This is a genomic window from Aurantiacibacter rhizosphaerae (assembly GCF_009807005.1).
Classification (GTDB): domain Bacteria; phylum Pseudomonadota; class Alphaproteobacteria; order Sphingomonadales; family Sphingomonadaceae; genus Alteraurantiacibacter; species Alteraurantiacibacter rhizosphaerae.
In genome coordinates this window covers 51,184-67,708 of record NZ_WUBR01000002.1, presented here as the reverse complement: position 1 = coordinate 67,708, position 16,525 = coordinate 51,184, and the positions used below count along the sequence as shown (strand labels likewise).

Sequence of the window (16,525 nt, the reverse complement as noted above, 5' to 3'; positions counted from 1 at the left end):
CCGACACTATGGCCGGGGTGAAATGATGTTTGCAATGCAAACCCTGCGATCAGTAGCGGTAGTGCTCAGGCTTGAAAGGCCCTTCCACGGGCACGCCGATATAGTCGGCCTGCTTCTGGCTCAGCTTGGTCAATTTCACGCCCAGCTTGTCGAGGTGCAGCGCGGCAACCTTTTCGTCCAGATGCTTTGGCAGGACATAGACGTCGTTCTCATACTGGTCGTGGCGTTCCCAAAGTTCCAGCTGCGCCATCACCTGGTTGGTGAAGGAACAGCTCATCACGAAGCTGGGGTGGCCGGTGGCGCAGGCCAGGTTCACCAGGCGGCCCTTTGCAAGGATGATGATTTCCTTGCCATCGGGGAACTTCACCAAATCCGTGCCGGGCTTCAACTCGGTCCAGTCGTAATTGTCGAGCGCGCTGATCTGGATTTCCGAATCGAAGTGGCCGATGTTGCACACGATGCTCATGGGCTTCATCGCCTTCATGTGCTCTGCCGTGATCACGTCCTCGTTACCGGTGGTGGTCACGAAGATATCGGCGCGCTTCACGCCGTCTTCCATGGTTACCACCTCGAAACCGTCCATTGCGGCCTGCAGGGCGCAGATCGGATCGATCTCTGTCACCAGCACGCGCGCGCCGCCGTTGCGCAGCGATTGCGCGCTGCCCTTGCCCACGTCACCGAAACCGGCAACCAGCGCGACCTTGCCCGAAAGCATCACGTCGGTAGCGCGGCGGATGGCGTCCACCAGCGATTCGCGGCAGCCGTAGAGGTTGTCGAACTTCGACTTGGTCACGCTGTCATTCACATTGATGGCGGGGAACGGCAGCTTGCCCTTCTTGGCCAGCTGGTAAAGGCGGTGGACGCCGGTGGTGGTTTCCTCGGAAACGCCCTGAATGTTCTTTACAGACGCGGTCAGATAGCCGGGCTTGCGCTTCAGGAATTCCTTCAGCGCGCGCTGCATCTCTACTTCTTCGGCATTGCCCGGCTCAGGCAGTTCCTCGCCCGCTTCCACGCGCGCACCCCACAGGGCGAACATGGTGGCATCGCCGCCGTCGTCCAGGATGAGGTTGGCAGTCTGGTTCGCATCATCGTCGGTCGACCAGTCGAAGATCTTGCCCACGTAATCCCAGTAATCCGCCAGGCTCTCGCCCTTCACGGCAAATACGGGAATATCCTGCGCGGCGATGGCGGCAGCGGCGTGATCCTGCGTGGAGAAGATGTTGCAGGTTGCCCAGCGCACTTCTGCACCCAGCGCGGTGAGGGTTTCGATCAGCACGGCTGTCTGGATCGTCATGTGCAGCGAACCGGTAATCCGTGCGCCCTTCAGAGGCTGGGAAGCGCCAAATTCCTCGCGCGTGGCCATCAGGCCCGGCATTTCGGTTTCGGCAATGTTGATTTCCGCGCGGCCATAATCGGCCAGCGAAATATCCTTGATGATGTAGTCGTCAAAAGCGGCGTCGGCCACGGGCACTTCTCCTGTGATGTGCGGGTGATGCGTCGCCGGGGCTCCATGCAACGCCTATGTTGGCCTCGCACTTAGTGGCGGCTTGCGCATTGGACAACCCCTGCAAACGACTGCAACCGCTTGCGCCAGCCAGCGCAGTACCTATGTGCATGCGCGGACGGTGACAGGAGGATTACCAATGACGATTTCCAAAGGCGACAAGATACCCGACGTGAAGCTGGTGAAGCCGACCGGCGATGGCCCCGAGGCCGTGCAGTCGGGCGATTTCTTCAAGGGCCGCAAGGTGGCGCTGTTCGCAGTACCCGGCGCATTCACGCCGACCTGCTCTGCAAAGCACCTGCCCGGCTATGTCGAAAAGGCATCTGACCTGAAGGCAAAGGGCGTGGACGAAGTGGCCTGCACATCGGTGAACGATGCCTTCGTAATGGGCGCATGGAACAAGGCCGATGGCTCTGACGACATCACCATGCTGGCAGACGGCAATGCCGAATTTGCCAAGGCACTGGGCCTGTCCACCGAAATGGACGGATACGGAATGGGCACCCGCTCCAACCGGTATTCCATGATCGTGGACGATGGCGTGGTGACCGAAATCAACGTGGAAGGCCCCGGCGAATTCAGGGTTTCCAGCGCAGAGCACATGCTCGGCCAGCTTTGATTTTCAGGCACGATGAATAAAAAGGGGGCGCTTTCCACACGGAAGGCGCCCCTTTCTCGTTGTGCAGGATCGGAGTTAATCGTCCCAGCTTACATCCACGCCAAGACTGTCGATGTTCTTCACAAAGTCCGGATGCGCGCGGCGAATGGGATCGGCATCCAGAATGGTGCTCTCCCCATCGATGCTGGCCGCCACCATCAGCAGGGCGATGGCCACGCGGATGATGTATGGGCTGGTGACCGTTGCCGGGCGAAGCGTATCGCCGCCAAAGGTGATCAGGCGGTGCGGATCGCACAGCAGGGTGTGCGCGCCGAACAGGCTGAGTTCGGTGTGCCATGTCAGCCCGCCCTCATACACCTTGTTCCAGAACATCGTCTGCCCCTTGGCCTTTACGCCAAGCGCGATGAAGATCGGCAGCAGGTCAGCCGGGATATAGGGCCACGGCGCAGCCTCCACCTTGGTGGTGAGGTGGCTGGTGAAATTTTGCTGCACGCAAAGTTCGGCAGGCGCTTCCAAGCGTGACCAGCCATCTTCGTGCGAAACATGCGCGCCGAATTTCTCGAACGTGCGATCGATCAGCATGAAATCTTCCGGCTGCGTATTGCGCACCGAGATATCTCCGCCGGTCACGGCTGACAGCGCCAGGAAGGTGGCGACCTCGTGGAAATCCTCCACGAAGGTATAATCCACGCTCTGGAACTTGTCGCAGCCTTCCACGGTCACCATCGAAGTGCCCTTGCCGCGGATCTTGCCGCCCATCTTCTCCAGGAAGGTGCAGAGTTCCTGCACATGAGGTTCACACGCGGCGTTCACGATCTGGCTGGTGCCTTTCGCGGTCAGCGCGCTGATGATGAAATTCTCCGTCGTGGTGACGGAGGCATATTCCAGCCACATGCGCGCACCGTCCACCTTGTGGGTGTTGCGGAACACGATGTCCTTGCCCTCGTAGGATGTCTCTGCGCCAAAGGCCTTGAACACCTGCACATGCGGGTCGATCTCCCGCGCGCCGAGTGTGCAGCCCTTCACCTCATGCTCCAGCCGGGCTTCGCCAAGGCGCGCAAGCAGGCCGGGGATCATCATGATGGAAGCGCGCATCGCCTGCGGCAGCTTGGCCTTAGCGCTGGATGAGATCGTGGAGTGATCGATCCGCAGCGTCTTCGCGTCCTTGTCCCATTCCACCGTGGTGCCAAGGTCGCTGAAGAAGGCGTGGATGCGCTGGACGTCGGTAATCTCCGGCACATTGCGCAGCATGATCGGCGCATCGCTCAACAGCGTCGCACACAGAACCGGCAGCACCGCGTTCTTGTTGGCGGATGGATCGATCTTGCCCACCAGTTTCTGTCCGCCTCTTACGCGCAATGCGGTCATCATATTCCTTTCAATTAAATGTCTTCATCGGCCCAAGGGCGCCGCTTGTCGTGCCGCTGATCAGTAGCCCATCAGTTTCAGGACTTCTTCACGGCTTTTGGAATCCTTGCGGAATGTGCCCATCACCTGGCTGGTGACCATGCTGACACCGGGGGTGCGCACGCCGCGCGCCGTCATGCAGGCATGGCTGGCCTCTATCACCACGGCCACGCCGCGCGGGTTCAGATGTTCCTGAATGCAATGCGCCACTTCTGCCGTCAGCCGCTCCTGCACCTGCAGGCGCCGGGCATAGCCGTGCAGAACGCGGGCCAGCTTCGATATTCCCACCACGCGATCGGTCGGCAGATAGGCGATGGCCGCCTTGCCGATGATCGGGGCCATGTGATGCTCACAATGGCTCTGGAACGGGATATCCTTCAGCAGCACGATCTCGTCATAACCGCCCACTTCCTCAAACACGCGGGCAAGGTGGTGCGCTGGATCTTCGTTGTAACCCAGGCAATATTCCTTCCACGCGCGTGCCACGCGTGCTGGCGTGTCCAGCAAGCCTTCACGCGTTGGATCGTCGCCCGCCCATTCTATCAGCGTGCGGATCGCATCCTGCACATGTTCGGGAACCGCGGGCTTGCCGCGGGGATCGTCCTCATCGGGACCTACCAGACTACTCATTCGCCCTGTCGCGCCTTCTCTTCAGCTTGTTACGCGCCTTGGCCAATAGGCCGCCGCGATGGAAAAGGCCACGTTTGGAGGCATCGAACTCGAAAAGCTCTTCCGGCTCTTCAGGATCGAATGTCTCGCGCACGGCCAATTCGCGGCTCCATTCCTCATGCCGGCCGGGGTGCAACGGCCGCAAGTGACGGCGATTCCTGTCTCCCATGCTGGCAATCATTCCGGCAATTGAACCGTTCTTCTCGATCTTCAGCGGCACATCCTGCTCGTAACAGCCCAAGTGTTCCGCCAGCAGCGATTCGCGAATGCGGCGAATAACCGGCTCGGCCTTGTCATTGCCGGGACGATCGCAATCGATGAACACATCGCATTCGCTATCCAGCCCCATGGACCGGTTGTTCATATTGGCAGAGCCGACGCGCAAAATCCGGTCATCAACGATGAACAGCTTTGCATGGACATAGATCGGCGTCTTGCCGGTGAATGGAACGTAGAGGTGGAAGCGGTCATGCTTGTCCAGTTCCTCCAGCGCTTCCATCAACTCGGCGCGCGCCGGGTCCATCACGGCAGCTTCTGCCCAACCATCGCCACTGATCGGCATGACGATCACGATTTCTGGTGGGTCGGGCTCCGACAGCCGCTTCGCAATCGCTTCGGAAATGGTGCGAGAGGTGAAATACTGATTCTCGGCGTAAATGAAGTGCTTCGCCTCGGCGATCTGCTTTATGTAGAGTTGCTCGATCTCGTCGATCTTGGGATCATTGTCATAGGCGGCGCGTGTGCGGGCGATGCCGATTTCGACATCTTCGAAATGCGGTTTCAGCTTGTCCGGCCAGGCGCTGCCCTTGTCTTCCTTCAGCTTGGACAGCGGCTTCCCGCCTGCACGCACCCACCTGGCCCGGCCAAGCCGTTCCAGTTCCACGGCAACGTCACCCTCCATCATCATCGTCAGGTCATGCCATGGGCCATAAAGATCGCCATTGGGCTGCGTGCGATCCTCGTTCACCTCAATGTGTTCCCGCGTGTCCCAGCGGCGCGTTGTCATGTCGATCCCGCCGCACACGGCGAAATCGTCATCAATGATCACCAGCTTCTGATGATGTGAGCAGCCAACGGGATGGGCCGTGTCGAACTTGAAATCTATCCGGCGGTGGCGTGACCAGCGAATCAGATCGAACACCATCGCGCCGCGCCCGAAGAATTTCAGGAAGCCATAGCTCCATTTCAGGATGCGAATTTCCAGGTCCGGGCGGTGATTGTTTAGCCACACGATGAAGCTGCCCAGGCGAGATGGGTACTGGCGACGCCAGCCCTTCTGCCACCAGCGACGCCCACGTTGCAGGTGAATGCGGGTATCGAAGTCCCAGCCAATCAGCAAAATACGCTGGCGCGCCTTCAGCATCGCCTGCTGAATCAGATCGAAATAATCCGCACCGTCGATAACCACACGAACGCGTTGGGCGCGGGCATAACGCCACACGCCCGTCTCGATCGAGGTATCGTGAAAACCCTCGACGCGTTTCTCAAGCCTTTCCACAAGCCCTCCCCTTCAAACGTCCAGTCACTATTCCTTGGCGTCTTCCATCTTTTCGGGGGTGACTTTGGCTTCGTCCTTTTCCTCGGCCTTGCGGCGATCGAAGACGGAACGCATGTGCTGCCTGTCTTCTTCGGTCAGATAGGGTTCGAATTCGGGGAAGTGGTCTTCCTCTTCTTCGTTGATGTGGTGGCGGTAATCATGGTCCAGCTTCTTGAAGGAAGCCATCCATGCGGATGAGGACATGTCCTGCGCAGCCAGATCGTTCAGAAGTTCGTTCAACTCGTGATGTTCTGCAACGGAGTGGCGCGTCATGTCTGTGGTGGGCGGCTTGCGCAGCATGGTGGAGTACAAAGCCTGCTCTTCCGCTGCGGCGTGGCTTTTCACTTCCTTGGTGAACTGTTCCAGCAGTTCCTTGCGCTCGTCACTCTCGCCGCTGGTCTCGGCCATCTGATCGAGAATCTTGCGATGCGATTCGTGATCTTCCTTCAGGCGGGCAAAAATATCATCGGACATGTCGGGGAACTCCTGTTTGGTTGTTGCAGACTGAACAGGTGAGCGGATGGAGGGTTCCGGACACGCGGCCCGAATGGACCAAAGGGGGTAAGTTCGCATGTCGCAAGGCGGCGTTCCCATTAGATCCGCGCCCGCACACACCCCCGCACCAACAAAAAAGCCCACCCCCTTGCGGGGATGGGCTTTCTTGGTGCGCCAGGAAGGATTCGAACCTCCGGCCGCCTGATTCGTAGTCAGGTACTCTATCCAGCTGAGCTACTGGCGCACTTGAGAGGCGGGCACATAAGCGGGCCTTTGCAGCTTGGCAAGGGCCTATCTGTGGAGAAAGGCCAATAGTTGCCGATCCATGGGGGCAAGCGGCAGATTGGCGGCGTCTTCATGCGCGAACCAGCCCCACGCCTGCCCATCCCGGCCAACCAGTTCCCCGCCTTCGAAGGATGCGGTGTAAAGATTTAGTACAACGGCCCGATCGCCCGGTTCTTCGGCGAAAAAGGCCGGTGTCAGGCTGCCGGGCTCCAGGTGAAGGCCCAGCTCCTCCTCAATCTCCCGTACGAGGGCAACCCTTGGTGTTTCATCGCTTTCCACCTTGCCACCGGGAAACTCCCACAGGCCGCCATGATGCTTTCCGGGCAATCGCTGCTGCAGCAGGATCCGGCCGCTTTTATCGAACAGCGCCAGTGCAACCACCAGCATCCATGTCGGATTATTTTCCACTTTCACCTGCCGTTGAAAGGTTTTGTTAAATCAATGCTGCAAAACCCATGGTCGTCGTACTTTACTTAGGGGACCGGCATTGTCTGCGAAGAAATTCATCAAGCGTCTGATGCACGATACCCAGGGTGCGACCGCCATAGAATACGGGCTTATCGCCGGCCTTATCGTGATCGGCATGATCGTTGCGCTGCAGGACTTCGCCAATGAATCGACCGAGATGTGGTCTGGCGTGGAGACGAAGTTCGATAACGCAAACAATATCTGATGTGATTAGCACTTTCTCAACACATCATACGTAGAAACCAAATCGCTCTCTCGGAAAACTCCGGTTGAGCCGGGAACCGAAGACCTTAACCAGGAGACTACAAATGACCTTCTTCAAGAACATGATCCGTGACGAACAGGGCGCCACCGCCATCGAATATGGCCTGATCGCTGCCCTGATCGCCGTTGCTGCCATCACTGCAATGCAGAGCCTGGGCAACAGCCTGGACGACACGTTCGGCACGGTTTCGACCAAGCTGGATAACTCGATCTAAGTCGACTGACCTAGTTCAAGAAAGGGCGTCAGGGAAACCTGGCGCCCTTTTTGTTTGCCAGTTTGGTAAAATAAAAACGGGCCGACAGTGCGTCGGCCCGTTTTTCGTTGTGTCGATCTGTCTTAGTTTGAGCGGATGACCAGCTTGTATTCCTGGCCCGGCACGATCTGATCGCTGGCAGATAGCCCGTTCAACACGCGGAAGCGCGCTTCTTGTGCATCGGTATAAGCCATACGGTTGGCCAGCGATCGCACCGTATCGCCGCGGCCCGCTGTCACGACGTCAACGCGGCGTGGCACCACCGCGCCTGCCTCGCTGGCGCTGATCCGACGCATCGACTGGTACAGCGAATTGAACGTGCCTGCCTGTCCTGCAGGGGTGATCGACATGAAGTGATAGGCCGTGTTGGGGCTGAACTCGTAGGCGAAGACAGTAACGTCCACCTGCTGCTGCCCATTGTTGACGCGCGCGGTGCCATAGGCGGCGGGAAGTCCGTTCACGGTTGTGCGTTCAATGCTGGACGGCGTGACCTGCTGCTGCTCCCCACCCAGCTTGGTGAACACATCGCGCACATAGCTGTTCAGATCGCCATTGAACTGGCCCACCGTCATCTGAGAGCGGCCCTGATCGCCATTGATCGTAACCGCCCGGGTGCCGTTCACCATGTAAAAGCCTTGCGGCGCGGTGAAGCTGAGGCGCAGCTCGGGATGGATGAACTGCCGCCCTTCGATCACGCCCTGTGCCGGATCATCGCCATAAACCATGCCATCGATTCGGTTCAGGAACGTGTCGCGATTGATGACGCCGGTGCCGCCTTGCGCCAGTTGCAGTGCATTCTGCACGCGGCTGGCAGGATCGGGGTGAGTCGATGCCCACGCGGGAATGGTGGCATCGCCGCGTCCCTGCAACTGCGCATCCAGCTGATTCTGCGCGGCCAGGCTGGTGAGCAGCGTGGCCATCGCATGCGGATCATATCCGGCACGGTTCAGATACTGGATGCCAAGCTGGTCGGCCTCCAGTTCCTGGCTGCGTGAATAGCTGAGCGTGGCAAGCTGCGATCCCTGCAGGCTGAGCTGCGCGAGATCCGAACTGCCCAGCAGACCGCCACCGATCACTGCGCCGAGCAGGCCAAGCAGCTGGTTACGCTGCGCTTTTTCCTGGCGGCGGGCTGAATGACGGGCAGCCACGTGGCCAACCTCATGCCCCAGCACGGCGGCAAGCTCTGCCTCGTTGTTCATCAGGTTCACCAGCTGGCGCGTGGCGTAAACATATCCGCCGGGAACGGCGAAGGCGTTGTTCACGCTGGAATTCAGCAAAGTCACGTCGAACGCATCTGGCCGGGTGGCAAGGCCCGATTGCACGGCGATGTTGGAGCCTACCTGCTCGACATAGCGGGCGTAGGGTCCGGTCATCTCGCCGCCGAACTCCGCCACGAACTGATCGTGATACTGCGCACCAACCTGCGCTTCCTCCGCCGTGATGGGTGATCCTGGCGCGACATTGGCGCCGGGAATGCTGGCGCATGCGCCAAGGGCAAGCGAAGCAGCCCCGGCAAGAGCCATGGCAGTGAATTTGCGGAATTTCTTGATTGGCATTGGGGCCTCCTCCGGGGAAATTGCGTCAATACAAACCGAGGTTTGCACTGGTTATCCCGAAAAACCGCAATAGCGGCGGGATGTTCCCGAAACCGGCCCTTACTTCTGCCCGCTAACTATCAGATCAGCCTATTGAAGCGACTCGCGTCCGATGGCCAGGAAGCGATCCTCACGCTTGCGACGCAGCTCTTCGCTGCTGAGGCCGGAGAGTTCGTCCAGCTCCTCACCGATGGCCTTTGTAAGGTTCGCCACGGCTGCCTGCGGATCGCGCTGCGCACCGCCCATGGGTTCCGGCACGATCCTGTCGATCACGCCCAGCTTGGCCAGATCCTGCGCGGTCATCTTCATCGCCTCTGCCGCCTGCGGTGCCTTTTCCGCCGTGCGCCACAAGATTGAGGCGCAACCTTCCGGCGAGATGACGGAATATACGGCGTGTTCGAACATCAGAACCCGCTCTGCACTGGCCAAGGCCACTGCGCCGCCAGAGCCGCCCTCGCCCACGATCGCAGCGATCAGCGGCACGCCAAGCGCAAGGCACGCCTCGGTAGAGCGGGCAATGGCCTCAGCCTGACCGCGCTCTTCCGCCTCGATACCGGGGAAGGCGCCGGAAGTGTCCACAAGGGTGACCACCGGCAGGCCGAACCTGTCTGCCAACTCCATCAAGCGGATGGCTTTGCGATACCCCTCCGGCTTGCCCATGCCGAAATTGTGGCGGATGCGGCTTTCGGTATCATTGCCCTTCTCATGGCCGATCAGCACGATCTTGCGGCCGTCGATCTGCGCCAGTCCGCCCATGATCGCCTGATCATCGCCATAGGCCCGATCCCCGCCCATCGGCATGAAATCGGTGAAACCCATGCTGACATAATCGTGGAAGTGCGGGCGAGAAGGATGCCGCGCAACCTGCGTTTTCTGCCACGGAGAGAGATCGCGATAGGTGTTTTCCAGAAGCTGCGCGCTTTTCAATTCAAGCCGCTTCAGCTCGTTTGAAATATCGACATCGCTATCCTCGCCCGCGGCTTTGCGCAGGTCGGATATTTTGGCTTCCAGTTCGGCAACCGGCTTCTCGAATTCGAGGTATGAAGTCATGCCAAGGCCGCTACCGCGCCCCGCGCTCCGCTGCAAGGGGATGCCGTTCATTCACCAGTGCAACAAGGCGCGCGGAGTCGACGTGGGTATAGATCTGCGTGGTGGCGATATCGGCGTGGCCCAGCATGGTTTGCAGCATGCGCAGATCCGCCCCACCCTCCAGAAGATGGGTGGCAAAGGCATGGCGCAGCACGTGCGGCGAAACCTTTGCAGGGTCCAGCCCGGCGCGCGCGGCCAGATCCTTTACCAGCTGAAACAGCCTGACGCGGGTGATGTGCGATTGCCGCGATGGAAACAGGAAGGGCGATCCGCTTTCGCGCACCTCCATCCACCGCGCAACGGCGGCCTGCGCACGGCGGGATACCGGCACCATGCGCTGTTGCCCGCCCTTTCCCGTGATCGTCAAAAACGGCGCATCGCGCGGCACGGCGGCAACGGGCAAGGCGACAAGCTCCGTTGCGCGAAGGCCGGAGCCATAAAGCAGTTCCAGCAGCGCCAGCAGCCGCACACCGGGCCGGCGGCCTGCCTGCGCCTCCGTCTCTGCCTGCTGGAACAAGGCCTCTATCTCTGTATGGCCCAACACCTTTGGCAGCGGGCGGCGGGCCTGCGGGCGGGGAAGCACGGTGGAGGGATCGTCCTCGCGCAGCCCTTCATCGATGCAAAAGCCGAAGAACTGGCGCAGCGCGGAAACCTTTCGCGCCACGGTGGACGGGGCAAGATCGGCCCAGATGCCGGTCAGTTTCGCCAGATCATCGCGGCCTGCCGTGGCCAGATCGCCAACGGCTTCCTCGCTGCCCTCCAGATCCCTGCGATAGGCGGCCAGCGTATTTTCCACCGCGCCGCGCTCTGCCGCCAGCATGGCCAGAAAGCTGTCTATCGCATGTGCCACAAGGCTATCCGCGCGCAACGGCCTCCGCCGCGATCATCCGGGCCTCTGCCGAAAGACCCGCCGCATTCAGCGCGCGCACGATGAAATAGAGGTGGCGCGGGGTCATCCGGTCCCAGCCTGAACCCTGCATCCCCAGCCCGGCCAACATGGCGACCAGCGTGGAATTGCCAAGCTCGCCCGCGCGGGAGATCTTGTCGCTCCAGGCGCTGCGGCGCGACAGGTTCCGGCCAAGTCGATCGGTGAAATCCTCCAGATCGTCCGCTTCCAGACGGCCTAGCCCGGCAAGGCCCGCCACCAGGAAGGCGGATCGGCGCATGTCCGCGCTGCCATCATTGTCCAGAAACTCGTCCACCGCGCCGCCATCTACGGCGCCCTGTATGTCCGGCTGTGCTAGCGCCAGCAGCGCCCAGCCCTGGCTGCCCTCCGGCACGACGCTGCTCCACCGCATGGCATTGCGGTCAAGCCCTGCAGACAGCATGGATGCGATCAGCGTTGCGGCATCGTCTGCCATTGTCTCCGTTACAGGAAGGCGCGCCGCGGCATAGGCGGTAAGGACAAGGCGGCCATAATCGCCCTCGTCACCCCACAATGAGCGCATCGCCTCCAACCGCTGAGCGGCAGAGTTCGCCACATAAGCCTCGCGCAATTGCGCGGCCGTGCCCTTGTCGGCAGCATCGTAAAGATCGCTGGCCCACAATTGCGAATAGAGATCGACCATCGCGGAGGAGGACAGCACGCCGCGCTCGCCTGCCGTATCGGCCACTTCCACGCGCCGCAGCAGCGGCGTTGCGGGGATCAGCACATCGGAAATGGCGTAGTCAGCATCAAGATCCGCCGTCAGGCTTTCCGGAATGTCCTCTCCCACGGCCCGCGCGAGGGAATATCGCCACGGAGACAACGCATCGACGCCGTCCCACTCGATATTCACCGCGCGGCTCGCTTCTCCTGCAGCGCCAGCATAGCGCTGCGCTAGTCGCACGTCGATTTCCTCTGCCACTCCGGTGCCGAATGCACGCTGCAAACGCCGGTCTGCGCTGCGCGCTTCACCAAGATAGGCGGAGCAGATCGATTTCAGCAGTTCCCATTCGCCGTCCTCGCGCAGATCGCCCTGCAAGCGGGCCACCGGGCACATGCCGAGGATATCGCCCGTGCCAAGATATGCCGCAAACGCTGCATCGGCCAGCGCGCGATTATATTGCGAGCCGTCGATATCCTGAACCAGGCTGCGCGCCACGGCATCTTCCCCGATCGCATTCAGCGCCTGCGCCCGAAGCGCGGCAAAGGCCACGGGGTCCAGCCCGCGCGGCGCATCCAGCCTGCTGGCCAGCACGCGGCGAAGAAGGATGTGCCCCCAGCGCGATGCGACAGGACCATTGCTGGCCTGCAATGTGGCTGCCACCAGCGCACCGGGCTGATTTCTCAAGGAGCCGGCGGGAAAGCCGCCCTCCGCCTGCGACAGAATACCCACCTTCTCCACCGCGCGACGTGCAGCGGCGGGAATATCGAACTTGGGGCGCAGGCCCAGCAGTTCGTTGACCTCGTCATCCTCCATCGCGTTGATCTCTGCCAGGGACGGGAAATCCGCCGGCAGGGCAATGCGCGGGGTGGATGAGGAGGAGGACTGGCCGCCACCGCTGGGCAAGGGTTGAACCACTTCGCCGCTGCTGGTGGGCGCCGGGGTGGAAGGCTGCGCAGGCCGGGCAGTCTGGCTGGCCGAAGGCGCCGGCGTTGGCGTTGGCTGCTGCTGCGGCGGGGGATCACGGAACATCGGCGGCAAGAGGTCTTCCGGCCCGCCTGCCATGGCCAGCGAGGAGGTGAGCGCAAGGCCCGCCGCGGTCACCATCAAAACGGCGCGCTTCACGAATTGCTCTCCGTCATCGAAACAGGCTCCACGATCAGGCGCTGCTCCTGCCGCCCGCCATCGTACCATGCCACGCCCAGTATCACGGCGATCGCCAGAACACATAAAACCACAATCGTCATCCGCCGTTTCGACACCTTCTGAAAATCCCCGGCTGAAAACTTTAGCCACAAAGCTCGCCTTGGCCACTGAAAAGCGGCTCGTGCTTGCCAGCGCGACTAGCCCAACTATAGGCCTTGCGGCAATGACCATTGCCACGCCCCTACCCGATGATGCGACGATCCGCACCATTCGCCAGCGCATCACGCGCCCCATCGTGCTGGTGGGCATGATGGGCGTGGGCAAATCCACCGTGGGCCGTAAGCTCGCATCGGTGCTGGAAATGGATTTCGTCGACGCGGACGAGGAAATTGCCGACGCTGCCAACATGACCATTCCGGAAATCTTCGACCTGTTCGGAGAACGCTATTTCCGCGATGGAGAGCGCCGCGTCATCGCGCGCCTGCTGGAAGAAAAGGGCGGCGACTGTGTGATCGCCACGGGCGGCGGCGCTTTCGTGCAAGATGAAACCCGTGCCATGATCTTGGAACGCGGGATCACGGTGTGGCTGGATAGCGATGTGGAAACCCTTGTCGAACGCGTCAGCCGCAATGACAAGCGCCCCCTGCTGCGTGACGGTGACACCCGCGAGATCGTAACCCGCATGAAAACCGATCGGGAGCCTGCCTATGCGCAGGCGCCGATCAAGGTGCAAAGCGATGCCGGCCCGCATGTGGTGGCAGTTGGCCGTATTCTGGAGGAGCTTGATCGATGGCTGTAATCGGCGTGGAACTGGCCGGGCGCGGCTATGATGTGCAAGTCGGCCACGGCCTGCTGGCCAATGCAGGCGAGCTTACAGAAGGCTTCATCCGCAAGGATCGCGTGGCCGCCGTGGCAGATCGCAATTCGCATCGCGCCCACGGCCAGCAGCTGGAACATGCGCTGGCTGCCAAGGGCGTTTCCATCGACTGGTTCATCACGCAGCCTGGAGAAGGCGCGAAAAGCTGGGGCGTGCTGGAAAAGCTGCTGGACTGGCTGCTGGAACGCGGAGTGGAGCGCGGCGATCACATCTTTGCGCTGGGCGGCGGCGTGGTTGGCGATCTGACGGGTTTTGCCGCTGCGGTGTTAAAGCGTGGATGCGGTTTCGTGCAGATCCCCACCACACTGCTGGCCCAGGTAGACAGCTCCGTTGGCGGGAAGACGGCGATCAACACCGCAGCGGGCAAGAACCTTGTCGGCGCATTTCACCAGCCTGCTCTGGTGCTGGCAGACACGGGCACGCTGGATACCCTCCCCCCGCGTGAAATGGGCGCCGGTTATGCAGAGGTGATCAAATACGGCATCCTTGGGGATCGCACCTTCTTTGAATGGTGCAAAGAAAACGGCGCGAAAGTGACCGCGCGCGATCCGGCGGCGCTGGAATATGCCGTGACGCAAAGCGTGCAGGCCAAGGCGCGCATCGTTGCCGAGGATGAGCGCGAAACCACCGGCACGCGTGCCCTGCTAAACCTTGGACACACCTTCGGCCATGCGCTGGAGGCGGAAACGGGTTTTTCCGACGCGCTGTTGCATGGGGAGGCCGTGGCGCTGGGCATGGTGCTGGCCGCGCGCTATTCCGCGCGGCGCGAGTATATTTCGCTGGACAATGCGGCGCGCATCACTGCCGCCATAGACAAGGCCGGGCTGCGTTCGGAAATCGCATCGCTGGGGCTGGAATGTTCCGGCGATCAATTGGCCGCGCACATGCTGCATGACAAGAAGATGGATGCAGGCACCCTGCCCTTCATCCTGCTGCGCGGGATCGGGCAGGCATTCGTTGATAAACAGGTGGATATGGCGGACATCGCCGCGTTCCTGGGCGAGCAGCTACAGGCTCATTAAGACCCGCCGGTTTCGGTATCGGTATCGCCCTTCAGCATCCGGTCCAGCGCGCTGTACTGGCTGGCGGGAAGCCCCTCGATAACGCTGAAACTGCCATCGGATTCCAGCACCACGGCGGCAATCTTCTCGATCTCCCCATGGCCCTTTCCGCGAATGGCGGCCTCTATCTCGCCGTGTGTTACCCGCTCCGCCTTCATTTCGGCTTCCAGGAACTTGCCATCCTTCAGCAGCAGGCGGGAATCCGACCGGATGACCTGTTTGAACCATCCGAAACGCACGGAGACAAAGCTCACCAGCCATTGCAGGAACGCCAGCACGATGAAGGCCGCAAGCCCGTCTGCAATCGACAGGGCCTTGGTCAGCATGACGGAGGCCAGGATAGAACCCAGCGCCACCGTCACCACCAGATCGAAAATATTGAGCTTGGCGATGCTTCGCTTGCCCGCAACCTGAAGGATGCCGATAAGCGCCGCATATATTACCAGCGTCGTGAGGGCGATCCGCCCGATGTCCGTCCAGCTATCAAACCACATGCGCCCTCAACGCTCGGCGCACGGTTCCGTGCCTAGCCGGGCATGGCGGCATGCAGATGGGTGACATTGGCATCCCCAAATGCGTGCTCGATCAGCAGGGAGCGGTGGCACTTTTCCGCTTCTTCGCAATAGCATAGCAGGCAGATACGCTTCTCGGTGGCCAGCGCCTGTATCTCGGCCATCTGCGCCAGCGCCTCGGGCAGCTCAAGCTGACCTTCATAGACACGGCGCAACGTCGCATAATCGCCTTTGCGTGCCGCATCTCGCCCTTCCTTCGGGGTGCCAAGGTGCTTGAAATGCCGATACTCCATGCCCGCCGCCTCCACCGCTGAACGCAGAGAGGTTTTGGAGAAGCCCGCACGGCGTGAAAGCGGCAGGGCGCGGATATCGGCGAGCAGTTCAACTCCCGCCTCCCGCAGCGCGGCGATCAGCGCGTCTTGCGTGGCGTGGGCATAACCGATGGTTGTGATGGCTATCATCGGCAAACCGTCGCACGTCGCCCTGCAATGGTCAAACGTGCGGACTTGCGCATTAACGCTGTGGTTTCCTTACCGTGATATCCACTGCGTCGAACAGCGCGAGACGGGGAAATGCTGCAACTTCTTGGTGAGATCGGTGACATCGTCAGCCGGGGCCTTTCCTTGGCGATGGGCCTCGGCGTCTTTCTGGCCATCATGACGATGATGGTGAGAACAAGGCTTGTCCCGTGGCGCTGGTTCGCCCGGTTCACACCAAGATATGGATTGCCGCCCGAAATCGCTTCGGAGGCAATGGGCGTCGTGTTTGTGTCGAACGTCCCCTCTCACGACATGCTGAACCTGCGCTTCGGGCGATATTTTGCGCAGCGTATCGGCGTGCATCGCGAAGGGCTTTCGATCCGGCCCCGCCGCCCCAATTTCTATTTCCAGTCACCGATCCTGCTGCCCTGGGACGGGCTGCATATCCAGCCATCGGCTGCCTTCATCGGCAAGGCCGATATCGCCATAAGTCATGAGCGAATGGACGATGCCTATCTTATCGTCGCCGCCCGCCACATCGAATTTGCCATCCGGCACGGCGCACCGCTGACGATGCCTGACAAGGATGCCATGAAGCGCGCAAGCCGCAAATTGGCGCCGCCCGATGGGCCAACCGCACGCGGAGAGCGGGAGCCCGGCATCTTCCGATGAAGTAGG

The 16,525-nt window shown here is 61.0% G+C and carries 19 protein-coding genes and 1 tRNA gene; 6 read left to right on the top strand and 14 right to left on the bottom strand.

Features of this window, described 5'->3' with window-relative positions; translation table 11 throughout:
* Positions 1–49: 49 nt before the first annotated feature.
* On the bottom strand, positions 50–1,465 hold the full coding sequence (ahcY, locus tag GRF63_RS07855; protein ID WP_337189637.1) for an adenosylhomocysteinase: 1,416 nt from the start codon (positions 1,463–1,465) through the stop codon (positions 50–52).
* A gap of 178 nt (positions 1,466–1,643) precedes the next feature.
* Here ahcY and GRF63_RS07850 point away from each other — a divergent pair, with 178 nt between their 5' ends.
* The gene (locus GRF63_RS07850) at positions 1,644–2,123 is read left to right on the top strand and encodes a peroxiredoxin (RefSeq protein WP_160485487.1); all 480 of its coding nucleotides are present in this window, start codon (positions 1,644–1,646) and stop codon (positions 2,121–2,123) included.
* 75 nt (positions 2,124–2,198) lie between these two features.
* Here the strand turns inward: GRF63_RS07850 and GRF63_RS07845 are convergent, their stop codons facing one another.
* From GRF63_RS07845 to GRF63_RS07820, 6 genes are all read right to left on the bottom strand, one after another.
* Positions 2,199–3,494: a UDP-N-acetylglucosamine 1-carboxyvinyltransferase gene (locus GRF63_RS07845; protein ID WP_202131658.1), complete on the bottom strand. Its 1,296-nt coding sequence runs from the start codon at positions 3,492–3,494 to the stop codon at positions 2,199–2,201.
* Between the two features lie 57 nt (positions 3,495–3,551).
* Entirely contained in the window at positions 3,552–4,160 is a 609-nt protein-coding gene (folE, locus tag GRF63_RS07840) for a GTP cyclohydrolase I FolE (RefSeq protein ID WP_160485486.1), read from the bottom strand.
* Positions 4,153–5,697, bottom strand: coding sequence for a phospholipase D-like domain-containing protein (locus tag GRF63_RS07835; protein WP_337189636.1), 1,545 nt, complete (start codon positions 5,695–5,697; stop codon positions 4,153–4,155). Before GRF63_RS07835 ends, folE begins: the two co-directional genes overlap by 8 nt.
* A 27-nt stretch (positions 5,698–5,724) precedes the next feature.
* The gene (locus tag GRF63_RS07830; protein WP_160485485.1) at positions 5,725–6,210 is read right to left on the bottom strand and encodes a hemerythrin domain-containing protein; all 486 of its coding nucleotides are present in this window, start codon (positions 6,208–6,210) and stop codon (positions 5,725–5,727) included.
* Between the two features lie 188 nt (positions 6,211–6,398).
* Positions 6,399–6,475: transfer RNA gene (locus GRF63_RS07825), tRNA-Arg, on the bottom strand.
* Between the two features lie 47 nt (positions 6,476–6,522).
* The gene (locus GRF63_RS07820; protein ID WP_337189635.1) at positions 6,523–6,930 is read right to left on the bottom strand and encodes a (deoxy)nucleoside triphosphate pyrophosphohydrolase; all 408 of its coding nucleotides are present in this window, start codon (positions 6,928–6,930) and stop codon (positions 6,523–6,525) included.
* Between the two features lie 103 nt (positions 6,931–7,033).
* Between GRF63_RS07820 and GRF63_RS07815 the strand changes: the two genes are divergently transcribed.
* The gene (locus tag GRF63_RS07815) at positions 7,034–7,189 is read left to right on the top strand and encodes a Flp family type IVb pilin (protein ID WP_160485484.1); all 156 of its coding nucleotides are present in this window, start codon (positions 7,034–7,036) and stop codon (positions 7,187–7,189) included.
* A gap of 103 nt (positions 7,190–7,292) precedes the next feature.
* Complete coding sequence (locus tag GRF63_RS07810) at positions 7,293–7,463, top strand: Flp family type IVb pilin (RefSeq protein ID WP_160485483.1); 171 nt, start codon at positions 7,293–7,295, stop codon at positions 7,461–7,463.
* Positions 7,464–7,585: 122 nt separating this feature from the next.
* Here the strand turns inward: GRF63_RS07810 and GRF63_RS07805 are convergent, their stop codons facing one another.
* From GRF63_RS07805 to GRF63_RS16675, 5 genes are all read right to left on the bottom strand, one after another.
* The gene (locus GRF63_RS07805; protein ID WP_202131657.1) at positions 7,586–9,058 is read right to left on the bottom strand and encodes a M48 family metalloprotease; all 1,473 of its coding nucleotides are present in this window, start codon (positions 9,056–9,058) and stop codon (positions 7,586–7,588) included.
* 129 nt (positions 9,059–9,187) lie between these two features.
* Positions 9,188–10,147: an acetyl-CoA carboxylase carboxyltransferase subunit alpha gene (locus GRF63_RS07800; RefSeq protein ID WP_160485482.1), complete on the bottom strand. Its 960-nt coding sequence runs from the start codon at positions 10,145–10,147 to the stop codon at positions 9,188–9,190.
* A gap of 10 nt (positions 10,148–10,157) precedes the next feature.
* Complete coding sequence (locus GRF63_RS07795) at positions 10,158–11,036, bottom strand: tyrosine recombinase (protein ID WP_160485481.1); 879 nt, start codon at positions 11,034–11,036, stop codon at positions 10,158–10,160.
* A gap of 4 nt (positions 11,037–11,040) precedes the next feature.
* Positions 11,041–12,897, bottom strand: coding sequence for a hypothetical protein (locus GRF63_RS07790; protein WP_337189634.1), 1,857 nt, complete (start codon positions 12,895–12,897; stop codon positions 11,041–11,043).
* A complete protein-coding gene (locus GRF63_RS16675) occupies positions 12,894–13,019 on the bottom strand; it encodes a hypothetical protein (protein WP_272914660.1) in 126 nt (41 codons plus the stop codon). The genes GRF63_RS07790 and GRF63_RS16675 overlap by 4 nt, the downstream gene beginning before the upstream one ends.
* Positions 13,020–13,141: 122 nt before the next feature.
* Between GRF63_RS16675 and GRF63_RS07785 the strand changes: the two genes are divergently transcribed.
* Together GRF63_RS07785 and aroB are read left to right on the top strand one after the other, a co-directional pair.
* Complete coding sequence (locus GRF63_RS07785) at positions 13,142–13,717, top strand: shikimate kinase (RefSeq protein WP_160485480.1); 576 nt, start codon at positions 13,142–13,144, stop codon at positions 13,715–13,717.
* Positions 13,708–14,817, top strand: coding sequence for a 3-dehydroquinate synthase (gene aroB, locus GRF63_RS07780; protein ID WP_160485479.1), 1,110 nt, complete (start codon positions 13,708–13,710; stop codon positions 14,815–14,817). Before GRF63_RS07785 ends, aroB begins: the two co-directional genes overlap by 10 nt.
* Here the strand turns inward: aroB and GRF63_RS07775 are convergent.
* Positions 14,814–15,350, bottom strand: a complete 537-nt coding sequence (locus GRF63_RS07775; RefSeq protein ID WP_160485478.1) for a DUF421 domain-containing protein — start codon at positions 15,348–15,350, stop codon at positions 14,814–14,816. The genes aroB and GRF63_RS07775 overlap by 4 nt on opposite strands.
* Positions 15,351–15,382: 32 nt before the next feature.
* Positions 15,383–15,826 (bottom strand): DUF488 domain-containing protein, encoded by a 444-nt coding sequence (locus GRF63_RS07770; protein ID WP_419865959.1) that lies wholly within the window; start codon positions 15,824–15,826, stop codon positions 15,383–15,385.
* A 114-nt stretch (positions 15,827–15,940) separates the two neighbouring features.
* On the opposite strand from GRF63_RS07770, the gene GRF63_RS07765 reads away from it, so the two are divergent.
* A complete protein-coding gene (locus tag GRF63_RS07765; RefSeq protein WP_160485476.1) occupies positions 15,941–16,519 on the top strand; it encodes a hypothetical protein in 579 nt (192 codons plus the stop codon).
* Positions 16,520–16,525: the final 6 nt, after the last annotated feature.

Bases quoted from the DNA above. Each gene is read 5' to 3' on its own strand.
- GRF63_RS07815 (WP_160485484.1), top strand. From the start codon at position 7,034: ATGCACGATACCCAGGGTGCGACCGCCATAGAATACGGGCTTATCGCC.
- GRF63_RS07810 (WP_160485483.1), top strand. From the start codon at position 7,293: ATGACCTTCTTCAAGAACATGATCCGTGACGAACAGGGCGCCACCGCC.
- GRF63_RS07805 (WP_202131657.1), bottom strand. From the start codon at position 9,058: ATGCCAATCAAGAAATTCCGCAAATTCACTGCCATGGCTCTTGCCGGG.
- GRF63_RS07850 (WP_160485487.1), top strand. From the start codon at position 1,644: ATGACGATTTCCAAAGGCGACAAGATACCCGACGTGAAGCTGGTGAAG.
- GRF63_RS07830 (WP_160485485.1), bottom strand. From the start codon at position 6,210: ATGTCCGATGATATTTTTGCCCGCCTGAAGGAAGATCACGAATCGCAT.
- GRF63_RS07845 (WP_202131658.1), bottom strand. From the start codon at position 3,494: ATGATGACCGCATTGCGCGTAAGAGGCGGACAGAAACTGGTGGGCAAG.
- GRF63_RS07800 (WP_160485482.1), bottom strand. From the start codon at position 10,147: ATGACTTCATACCTCGAATTCGAGAAGCCGGTTGCCGAACTGGAAGCC.
- GRF63_RS07765 (WP_160485476.1), top strand. From the start codon at position 15,941: ATGCTGCAACTTCTTGGTGAGATCGGTGACATCGTCAGCCGGGGCCTT.
- aroB (WP_160485479.1), top strand. From the start codon at position 13,708: ATGGCTGTAATCGGCGTGGAACTGGCCGGGCGCGGCTATGATGTGCAA.
- folE (WP_160485486.1), bottom strand. From the start codon at position 4,160: ATGAGTAGTCTGGTAGGTCCCGATGAGGACGATCCCCGCGGCAAGCCC.
- GRF63_RS16675 (WP_272914660.1), bottom strand. From the start codon at position 13,019: ATGACGATTGTGGTTTTATGTGTTCTGGCGATCGCCGTGATACTGGGC.
- GRF63_RS07785 (WP_160485480.1), top strand. From the start codon at position 13,142: ATGACCATTGCCACGCCCCTACCCGATGATGCGACGATCCGCACCATT.
- GRF63_RS07775 (WP_160485478.1), bottom strand. From the start codon at position 15,350: ATGTGGTTTGATAGCTGGACGGACATCGGGCGGATCGCCCTCACGACG.